Here is a 9,810-nt window from a genome sequence, read left to right as displayed (position 1 = left end):
ACGCGGCAACATCGAGACGCTGCGGATGCCCGAGGTCGTGCTCGACGCCGATCCCCGCGAGGACCGCAAAGGCGAGCAGGAGGTGCTCGACGATCGGTTGCGGGACCCGCTCCGGCAGGCAGCATCAGCGTGTGGCCGTGGACGGGCCCGAGCGCGAGACTGAATCGACGTGCAGCTTGTCCGTATAATGCCGCGAGACGCTGCATGGAGTTGACCCCCGGCACCCGGATTCACACCTACGAAATCACTGCGGCGATCGGCGCGGGTGGCATGGGCCATGTGTATCGCGCCCGGGACACCCGGCTCGGCCGCGACGTCGCGATCAAAGTGCTTCCGCGCGATGTGGCGATCGACGCCGATCGTCTCGCTCGCTTCGAGCGTGAAGCACAGATCCTCGCCTCGCTGAACCATCCCAGCATCGCGTCGCTCTACGGCGTCGAGGACGCCGCCGGCGTGCCGGCCCTGGTGATGGAACTCGTCGAAGGGCCGACGCTGGCCGACAGCATCCTGGCGGGACCCATCCCGATCCCCGACGCATTGCCGATCGCCAGGCAGATCGCCGAAGCGCTCGAAGCCGCGCACGAGCAGGGCATCATTCACCGCGATCTGAAGCCGGCCAACGTCAAGGTCCGGCCGGACGGTGCGGTGAAGGTCCTGGATTTCGGTCTTGCCAAAGCGCTCGATCCCGCAGCATCGCAGAGCGGCAGCGACACGAACTCACCGACGCTGACCATGCACGCGACGCGTGCGGGAGTGATCCTGGGGACCGCGGCGTATATGGCCCCCGAACAGGCGCGAGGCAAGGCGGTGGATCGACGCGTCGACATCTGGGCGTTCGGCGTCGTCCTCTACGAAATGCTCTCCGGCGCGCGCCTCTTCCGCGGCGAGGACATCAGCGAGACGCTCGCGCTCGTTCTCACGAACGAGCCGGATTGGACGAAGCTTCCCGCGAATACTCCGGAGCCGATTCAGCGGCTGCTGCGCCGATGCCTCGACAAAGACCCCAAGCGACGGCTGGCGTCGGCGTCCGACGCACGGCTCGAGATCGACGAGGCGCTGCGCGAACCGCTCGGACATGCGCCGCGACCGTCGCGAACCGGCGTCCGATCCCTTCGGCTGTGGCAGGCGATCGCCGCGCTCGTGACGCTGATCGCCCTCGCCCTTGCGGCGTGGCTGTTCCAGCCCGGTGCGGTCCAACCAGCCAGCCGCGTCGACGTCGCGCTCCCCGAAGGGACGACGCGCGGCGATTACGTGTCGGTGTCTCCGGACGGCCGCAAGGTGATGATCACGGCGGGGCCGCCCAGTGGACTCTGGGTGCGGGATCTTGGATCGCTCGAATGGCGCCGCTTGCCGGGCACCGAAGGCGGACAGAACCCTTTCTGGTCGCCCGACGGCCGATACGTCGCCTTCGTGGTTGGCGCCGAACTGAAGAAAATCGACACGACTGGCGGGCCGCCCGAAACTCTTTGCACCGTTCCCGGCAGTACGGTGGCCTCTGGATCCTGGAACCGCGACGGCGTGATCATCTTCGGAAGCTGGGGTGGCGGCGCCGGGGGGCCCTTATGGAGAGTGTCGCAGGACGGCGGCACCGCGACGGCCCTGACGGAGGTCAATATCTCGAAGGGCGAGCGGTACCACACCTGGCCGACCTTCCTGGAGGACGGCACACGTTTCCTATATTTCCGATCGGGACCTCCGGAAGTCGCCGGCATCTACGCGGGGTCTCTCGACGTCAAGCCCGCCGAGCAGTCGCAGACACGGATTCTCGCCACCCAGGTGACCGCGAACTACGCCAACGGGCACCTGTTCTACATGCGCGCCACGACGATCATGGCGCAGCCGTTCGACCGTGAGCGGCTTCAACTCGCGGGTACTCCGGTGGCGATCGCCGACGCAATCGAAACCACGTGGTACGGCACGCAAGTGTCCTCGGTCTCGTCCGGCGGCGCGCTGGCGTATGCGACCGCGCTACCGGTCGAAAGCAGTCAGCTGACGTGGGTCAACCGTCAAGGGAAAGCGCTGAGTACGGTCGGACCACCAGGCGCGGACGACTCGATCCGTCTGTCCCCGGATGGGAAGCGCGCCGTGGTTCGTGACGCGGACTATGACGTCCCAGGCGATCTGTGGACCATCGACCTGTCCGACGGCCGACGCACACGTCTCACGTTCCGCCGCAACAACTACTCGCCGGGAGTGTGGTCCTCCGACGGCACACGCATCGCGTACGCCGGCGGGAACCTCGGGGACACCTTGTACGTAAAGGCCTCGTCCGGGACCGCCGACGAGATCCAACTGTTCAAAGAAGCCGGGACGCGGCATTTCGTGACGGGCTGGTCGCGCGACGGCCGTTTCCTGCTCTATCACACCCAGAACGCGCCGAACACCGGCTATGACGTGTGGGTCCTGCCTCTCGAGGGCGAGCGGAAACCAGTCCTGTTGCTGGGCGAAACCTTCAATGAGTGGGGTGCACAGTTCTCGCCTGACGGGCGCTGGATCGTCTACGTGTCGATGGAAACCGGTGGTGGAGAGATCTTCGTGCGCCCTTTCACCGTTTCGGATTCCGGCACGCCGGCCTTGGGTAAGGGAAAGTGGCAGGTGTCCAGAGGCGGCGGCAACTGGCCGGTGTGGCGCGGGGATCGAGAAATCCTCTTCAGTGCCGGGCTGCCGTGGCTTGCCGGCACTCCCGTCATGGCCGTATCCGTGAATGCGAAGGGCACGGACTTCGAGAGCGGGATCCCGCAGCGGCTGTTCCCGTCCAGCGGCGGGGGCGGCTGGGACGTAACGGCGGATGGACGGTTCCTGACGACTGTTCCGAAAGTGCAGCGCGCAGCTCCCGCCTCGATCAGCCTGATCCTGAACTGGCCCGCGTTGCTGAAGCAGTGACGCGAGTTCCAGGCCGCTGACGCGACGGTCACTCGCGGACGCAACGCACGGACACCGCCATCCGCTTCTGGCCCTGGGGCCCGCGAAAGAGCGCTTGACTGCCCTTGCCGAAGTTATAGAGCGGAGCGGTGGTCGAATCGTTTTCGGACGCCGTCCAGTAGATTCCGTGTGCTTCCAGCCGGTCGTACTGTCCGTCGATGGAGCGATTGCCACCCAGGACGGCATTGAAGCCTGACGTCCCTCCGCTCAGGAGTGCCGTGTAGGCCGCTTTGCCTTTTTCAGGCGCATCGTTCCCCAGTCCACCATAGTGCGTCGCCATCTGACGCCATTCGGCGTCGGTCGGCAACCGCCATCCATCGCCCAGCGACTGACACGCGCGCTGCGCGGACTCCCAGGTATACAAGCGGCCATATCGACCGCAGTTCGGTTCCGCGTCGCCGTAACAATAGGATGACGACGTGTTGACGTTGAGGTTGGCGGTCGTCCACTCCTTGCCGTCCGCCATCCGTTTGGCAGCGATCGTGCCGGAGGGGGTCTGGTCTTTCGGTGAAGGTTGCGTCGGGCCGGCGCCGCCAACCAATCCGAACGCAATACTCAGCGCGATTGCCGCGGCAGGCATTCGACCAGTCGTCATGTTTCCCTCGTCAGCGCACACCTGACGTCGCCTGACGGACGCAGCCTAACACGATCGATCCGTGTACTCGCGCCGAAGATGCGCGTTGACGCACGGGAGACCCGCGAGAGGCGGCGATGTCCCCTGTGCGCCACTCCCGGTGCAAGCGGTGACGCTCACCCGGCCCGCTGAGAGTTACCGTTCGGCGGGCTGCGCCCGGGTGAGCGCATCGCGCAGCCGCGCGATGCGGCGATCGCCGGCAACGAACTGCCGCTGCGCGGCCAGCAGCGCCTGACGAAGCTCGCGCACGCCTGCCGGACGATCGCCCATGGCGACGAGGGCCTCGCCGAGCGTGGCGCGCACATCGAGCGCCGACGGGTGATCCGACAGGCCGATGCGTGCGAACTCGCCGACGGTCTCGCGGGCCACCGCCACCGCCTCGCGCGTCGCGCCGCGCCGGCGCGCCAGCTCCGCCTGGTGCGCGCGCGTGCGCGGCACCAGCGAGTGGTGCGATCCGAGCAGCCGCTGATGAATGCGGATCGACTCGTCGAGCACCGAGGCCGCGTCGGCGAAGCGGCCCTGCTCGATCCGCAGATATCCGAGCTCCCGCAGCGCGGTGCCGACCAGCGGGTGATTGCCGTCGTAGGTGTTGCGCAGCACACGCAGCGCTTCGTCGAGCAGCGGCTCGGCTGCGGTGACGTCCGACCGCATCACCAGCAGCCGCGCCAGGTAGGATTGCGCCACGGCGACCTGCTGGTTGTGCCGGCCATGTACGCCGACGAAGCCGTCGATCGCCTCGCGGTACAGCGCCTCCCCCTCGGCGAAGCTGCCGCGATCGCGGAGGACGTTCGCGAGATACATGATCGCGCGCGGCAACGCGTCGTCTCCGTCGCCGGGGACGAAGGTGCGCAGCGGTCCGACGGCGCCGCGCAGCATCTGCTCGGCCTCGATCAGCCGTCCGCGCGTGTGCAACAGGTCGCCGAACTCGACCATCGTGCCGACGGTATCGGGTGCGGTCGGGCCGCTGCGCGCGCGCAGGCCGGCCAGCGCCTCCTGAAAGCTGGCCTCGGCCTCGTCGTAGAGGCCTGCGTAGTGTTGACTGAGCCCGAGGGTGGCGAGCGCATGGGCGGCCTGCAGGCTGTCGGGCCCGTAGAGATCGCGGCGCAGCTTGAGGGAACCGGTGACGGCTTCGATCGCCGCGCCGTACTCGCCGAGCGCGTTGTAGACGTCTCCGATCTTGAACAGCAGCCGCGCCTGACTGGCCGGCTGCCCGTGCAGCTCCCGCTGCACGAGCGCCGCTGCGTGGTCCACGTAGTGCCGCGCGGTCGGCCGCGGCACGAGCACCCGCGGGCTGGCAAACGCGAACATGTCCGCGAGAATGGTTTCGATCTGCTCGGCTCGTGCTGACTCGCGCGCGCTGCGCAGCCGCTCGCCGATCACCGCCGGCAGGGCGATCGCCGCGATCGCGATCGCCGTCGCGCTCCAGGCGAGCGCCGCCCGCCGCCGGCCGACGAACTTGCGGACGCGGTAGCGGAAGCTGTCGACGTGCGCCCGGATGGGCAGTCCCAGACGGAACCGCTCGACGTCACCGACCAACTCGTCGACCGATGCGTACCGCCGGTCCGGCTCCTTGCGCAGCGCGTAAAGAACGATCGTGTCGAGATCCCCGGACAGGCGGCGCACGAGCGTCGTCGCGGTGACGCCGCGAGCCTGCGCGGCCTGCTGATCGCCCGCCACCCGGCTGCTGGGCCGCGGCGGCTGCGCCGCGCAGACCGCCTGCTCCATTTCCGCCTGCGACGTGCCGCTGATGGTCTGCGCCTTGCGGCCGGTCAGCAGCTCGTAGAGCAGGAGCCCGAGCTGATAGACGTCGGACGCAATCGCAACCGCCTCGCCGCGCACCTGCTCCGGGCTGGCGTACTCGGGCGTGAGGATCCGCATCACCGGCTGGGTCATCGGATCGTCGAGCCGATCCGCGGCAGCGAGCAGTCGAGCGATCCCGAAATCGAGGAGCTTCACTTCTCCGTCGCGCGTGACGATGATGTTGGACGGCTTGATGTCGCGATGCACGACCAGGTTGCGGTGCGCGTGCTGGACCCCGGCGCAGACGCGGCCAAAGAGATCCAGCCGCTGCTCGATCCCCAGGCGCTCCTCGTCGCAATACCTGTCGATGCGGCGTCCGTCGACGTACTCCATCACCAGGAAGGGCCGGCCGTCGCGGGTCTGCCCGCCGTCGAGCAGGCGCGCGATGTTCGCGTGCGTCAGCGACGCGAGGATCCGCCGCTCGCGCCGCAGCCGCTGCGCGATCTCCTCGGGCGCCACCGACGCGTGGACGAGTTTGAGCGCGCCCTGCTGCTGAAACTCCCCATCATCGCGTTCGGCCAGGTAGACCGTCCCCATTCCACCGCGGCCGATCTCGTGCAGGACGCGCCAGACTCCGACCTTCTCGGCGGCCGCGAGCGGGCCCGACGCCGCCGGCTCCACCCGCGCCAGGGCGTCGCGCAGGAATGCCGGCGCCACCGTGCCGGGCTGCAGCAGCGACGACGGCTCCGTTGCCAGACGGAGCAACTCCTCCAGCTCGCGGCGAGATGCCGGATCGCCGGCGCAGCGCAGGTCGAGGAAGGAACGACGCGATTCCGGCGGCAGCGCCAGCGCCTCGTCGAACAGCGCGTCGAGGTACGACCAGCGGCTCTCGTTCATGGCAGACCAGACGGTTCGGTGCTGAGCGCTTTCAACAGCCAGGCGCGGGCGCGCATCCAGTCACGCTGCACGGTGCGCAGCGACGATCCGAGCGCGCTCGCGGTTTCCTCTTCCGTCAACCCGGCGAAGTAGCGGCATTCGACGACGCGCGCGAGCCGGGCGTTGAACTGTTCGAGCGCCGCGAGCGCCTCGTCCACGGCGACGATCAGGTCCGCTTGTGTGTCGACGCCGATCTGGATCTCGTCGAGCGGCAGGTGCGGACGGCGTCCGGCGCGCTTCTGCGCGAAGCGCTCCCGCGCGTGATCGACCAGGACGCGCCGCATCGCCCGCGCCGAGATCGCGAAGAAGTGCGCCCGGTGCTGCCAATCGATGCCGGTCTCGCCGGCCAACTGCACGTAAATCTCGTGCACCAGCGCGGTCGGCGTCAGCGTCGTGGAGGGCCAGCCGCGTGACAGCTGGCCGCGCGCGATCGCGCGCAGATGGTCGTACACGAGCGACAGCAGATCGTCATACGCCTGGCGGTCACCGGCATGGTGCCGCTGGAGCAACGCCGTGATCTCGCCGACCCTTTCGGTGCCGTCCACGCCAGCCCTCCGCCGGGCGCCCGGCGCAGGAGCGCACGCGCCGGCAACGCTGGCCGAGTCTACTCCGTCCCGCCGAGCGGCTTCCACCGCGCGACGAGCGTGTTCCATGACTGCCCGACACGTCGGACGAATCTCGCGTAATTGTCGTTGTTGTAGACGGCCCAGCCCGGTTTCTGCTCCGCGAGCATCAGCGCGTTCGCGTCCCCGTAGTACTTCTGGTCCGGCATCCCCTGGACGCCGTCCCCGTGGTAGTCGGTCACGTACTTGCCGTTCACCGAGAGCCAGTGAAACACCTCGTGCACCAGGATCTTGGCCGACAGCGACAGCGCTGCCTCTCGATCGCCATTGAGGTTGTTCCAGAACTCCTCACAGGTGACGACGGTGCCGATTGGAAAGTGGTAGGCGCTCGGCGCCCCGCTGCCGCCGGGATTGCTCGACGGACACTTGTCGACATTCACGTCGGCGGCGGGGGCGATCGGCCGGCCGCAGCGGATGGTGCCGATGCGGGTGACGACCTGCCCTCGTTCCTCGAATCGCGCCAGCGCCTTCTCCAGCGCCGCACGCGCCTTGTCGGCACGCTCGGAGTCGTAGGGTCCAAACCAGGTGCGCGGAGACGGAGCCGTGCTCGACCCGGCGACGTGATCCATCCGCCAGAGGTCGCCGCGCTCGCCGGCCGGCCGCGACCGGATGTAGTCGAGCAGCCGGGCGCCGCGCCAGGTATAGACGTGGGCGAGTCGCCAGGCGTCCTTGAGGAACGCGATCTGTGATGACGAGCAGCCCTTGAAATCCGGCATCGGCGTAGCCGGCATGTCGTTCGAGAGGCCGGCCGCCGCGAGCGGACGTGCCGACAGGCAGACGCAGACGAGGAACGCCGCGATGAAACGCAGGGTCATGGTGATTCCACTCCTGCACTCCAAAGTCGGAAACGCCGCGGCACGCCCGCCACTCGGGTGGGGCCGACGTCAGGTGGCGGGATGTCCCGGGCGTTTTCGACTATTGCGAGCGAGAGGGGTCTCGATGCGCCGAATCACGATCTGCGTCCTCATCGCCTGGTCACTCGCCCAGAGTCCGTCAGCGCGGCAGCAGCCGGCCTTCGCCGGGTTCTGGTCCGAGAAGGAAGCGGGTGGAACGGGCGGCCTGTTCTACGACTTGAGCTGGGATGGTCTGGTCGCACGCTGGAAAGAGCTCGGCGCGGGAAATCAGTACCTCGCCGACGTCGAGGTCTACGAGGTGAACGGGCAGCGGCGCTACGCCGCCCTGTGGCGCATCGGCCGCGGCAATGGGGCGCTGTGGGCATCACCCTGGGCCGACTTCGCCAGGAAGTTCACGGAATGGAAGGATGCGCAGGACCTGATCGATCTCGAGGTCTACGAGAGCGACGGCACGGTGATGTACCTCGGCGTGTTCAGACACAAGCAGGGCGGCGGCGGCGACGGCGGCCTGCTCGCGGGACTCACCTGGCAGGAGCTGCTGGCGAAGCGAAAGGAGTTCGCGTCGCGCGCCTACCTGGCCGACGTCGAGACATACATGGATGGCGGCACGCGCAAGTACGTCGGCGTCTGGCGGCCGGGCCGGGGCAACGGCGCTCTGTACCTGATGGACGACTGGAGGGAGTTCGCCAGGATGAAGGAGTCGCTGGACAGGACGCAGGAGCTGATCGATTTCGACATGTTCCAGTCGGGCGGGCAGTGGAGTTTTCTCGGCGTCTGGCGGGACTCGTCCGCCGCCGGACCCCTGGTCGCAAGCACCAGCACGACGTCGTTCGTACCGCTCGACGCCGCGCAGCTTGCGGCGCGCTGGAAGCGACTCCAAGCCACGCATACGCTGACCGGCCTGGCCGTTGGCATGCCCTCCGCGCCGCCGATCCGCGTCGGTACCCGGGCCGGGACCGCGGGGCTGAGGACACTGCGCGGCGACACGACCTGCTCGTACGGCGATCCCGACTGCAACACGTGCGCAGCCGATGTCGCGACGCAGTTCAAGCTCGCCTTCGAAACCGGCCATCGTCCCTGGATCGGCTGGGACGACCGATCGTGGAGCTTCAGAGGAAACGACCGCTATCCGCCCGATGAACTGAAACCGGAAGTCGTGTTCAGTCCATACGGCGAGGGCGGCCAGGCGGGTATCGTGTCGAAGCATATTCAGACGTTCGTGCGCACGAACTCGAGCCGGATTCCCTATGCGGGGAGCCACAGTCACAAGAGCACCGGATCGATCTTCTTCGTCGAGCGCGACGGCGGCGCGAACAGGCTCCATTCGATCTACAGGTCCGAGCACGATCACCCAAGCGGCGTCGCGGTGCTGGGGGATGGCGTGTTCGTGGCCGAGGGTGATGACCTGCGCCGCTTCCGCGTCAGCTCGGCCGGCAAAGATCAGGACGACCGATTCACCGTGCCGAAGTCGGACGTCAACCGCAGCATCGACCCCGGAGACGATGGCCGGGGGCTGCAGGGCGGTGGCGGCGGCGTCGGACTGGCCAAGCTCGCGGACGGTTCGACCTTGCTGATCGTGACCGCGCCGGGCGGCGGGTTTCGCGAAGGCGCGACCAAAGCTGCGCGCGAGGACAACGAACGGCCGCGCTACACGCGGGTCTATCAGATGCTCCCCAACGCCTTCGCCGCCACGCCGCAGATGGTCTTCCTCGGCGAGTGGACGCACGACGGTGTGAGTGCCAGACCGGACAGCCCTCGCGCCTACTCGGAGAATCTCTCGGCCATCACCGAATGCGGGACCGGCCACATCTATACCATTCACACCACCGGCGAATACGCTCTCAAGGGAAACGGCTACTGGCGGCTCTCCCGGCTCGAGGGTTCCCCTGACAAGCCGCGCCTGGTCCACATCCAGACGGCACGCCAGTCGCAGAACAACGAGTCGTGCCACCACCGCAGCTCCGCGACGGTCTCAGTCAATCAGAAAGGGGAACTCGAGTTCCTGTGTTCCGAGCGCGCGGTGATCAAGTGGCACCCGACGGGGCGCTTCGATTTCAGGGAGGGGAAGCGCTAGCGGCGCAGGCGAACCTCTCGCCACACC

General features: G+C 67.9%; 6 protein-coding genes. 2 read left to right on the top strand and 4 right to left on the bottom strand.

The window, feature by feature from the left end:
- Positions 1-204 precede the first annotated feature (204 nt).
- On the top strand, positions 205-2,883 hold the full coding sequence (locus tag VFK57_18150) for a protein kinase (GenBank protein ID HET7697643.1): 2,679 nt from the start codon (positions 205-207) through the stop codon (positions 2,881-2,883).
- A gap of 28 nt (positions 2,884-2,911) precedes the next feature.
- Here the strand turns inward: VFK57_18150 and VFK57_18145 are convergent, their stop codons facing one another.
- From VFK57_18145 to VFK57_18130, 4 genes are all read right to left on the bottom strand, one after another.
- Positions 2,912-3,502 carry an FISUMP domain-containing protein gene (locus tag VFK57_18145; protein HET7697642.1) on the bottom strand — a complete coding sequence of 197 codons (591 nt, stop codon included), beginning with the start codon at positions 3,500-3,502 and terminating at the stop codon, positions 2,912-2,914.
- A gap of 189 nt (positions 3,503-3,691) precedes the next feature.
- Positions 3,692-6,193 carry a serine/threonine-protein kinase gene (locus tag VFK57_18140; protein HET7697641.1) on the bottom strand — a complete coding sequence of 834 codons (2,502 nt, stop codon included), beginning with the start codon at positions 6,191-6,193 and terminating at the stop codon, positions 3,692-3,694.
- Entirely contained in the window at positions 6,190-6,777 is a 588-nt protein-coding gene (locus VFK57_18135; GenBank protein HET7697640.1) for an ECF-type sigma factor, read from the bottom strand. Before VFK57_18135 ends, VFK57_18140 begins: the two co-directional genes overlap by 4 nt.
- Positions 6,778-6,836: 59 nt before the next feature.
- Entirely contained in the window at positions 6,837-7,670 is an 834-nt protein-coding gene (locus tag VFK57_18130) for a hypothetical protein (protein ID HET7697639.1), read from the bottom strand.
- Between the two features lie 124 nt (positions 7,671-7,794).
- Between VFK57_18130 and VFK57_18125 the strand changes: the two genes are divergently transcribed.
- On the top strand, positions 7,795-9,783 hold the full coding sequence (locus tag VFK57_18125) for a hypothetical protein (protein HET7697638.1): 1,989 nt from the start codon (positions 7,795-7,797) through the stop codon (positions 9,781-9,783).
- Positions 9,784-9,810 lie beyond the last annotated feature (27 nt).

Source organism: Vicinamibacterales bacterium (genome assembly GCA_035699745.1).
Lineage (GTDB): Bacteria > Acidobacteriota > Vicinamibacteria > Vicinamibacterales > 2-12-FULL-66-21 > JAICSD01.
The sequence above is the reverse complement of the archived record's forward strand: the minus strand, read 5'-3'. Positions and strand labels throughout refer to the sequence as shown.

Excerpts from the sequence above, each read along its gene's own strand:
- VFK57_18150 (HET7697643.1), top strand. The coding sequence starts at position 205 with ATGGAGTTGACCCCCGGCACCCGGATTCACACCTACGAAATCACTGCG.
- VFK57_18145 (HET7697642.1), bottom strand. The coding sequence starts at position 3,502 with ATGCCTGCCGCGGCAATCGCGCTGAGTATTGCGTTCGGATTGGTTGGC.
- VFK57_18140 (HET7697641.1), bottom strand. The coding sequence starts at position 6,193 with ATGAACGAGAGCCGCTGGTCGTACCTCGACGCGCTGTTCGACGAGGCG.
- VFK57_18130 (HET7697639.1), bottom strand. The coding sequence starts at position 7,670 with ATGACCCTGCGTTTCATCGCGGCGTTCCTCGTCTGCGTCTGCCTGTCG.
- VFK57_18125 (HET7697638.1), top strand. The coding sequence starts at position 7,795 with ATGCGCCGAATCACGATCTGCGTCCTCATCGCCTGGTCACTCGCCCAG.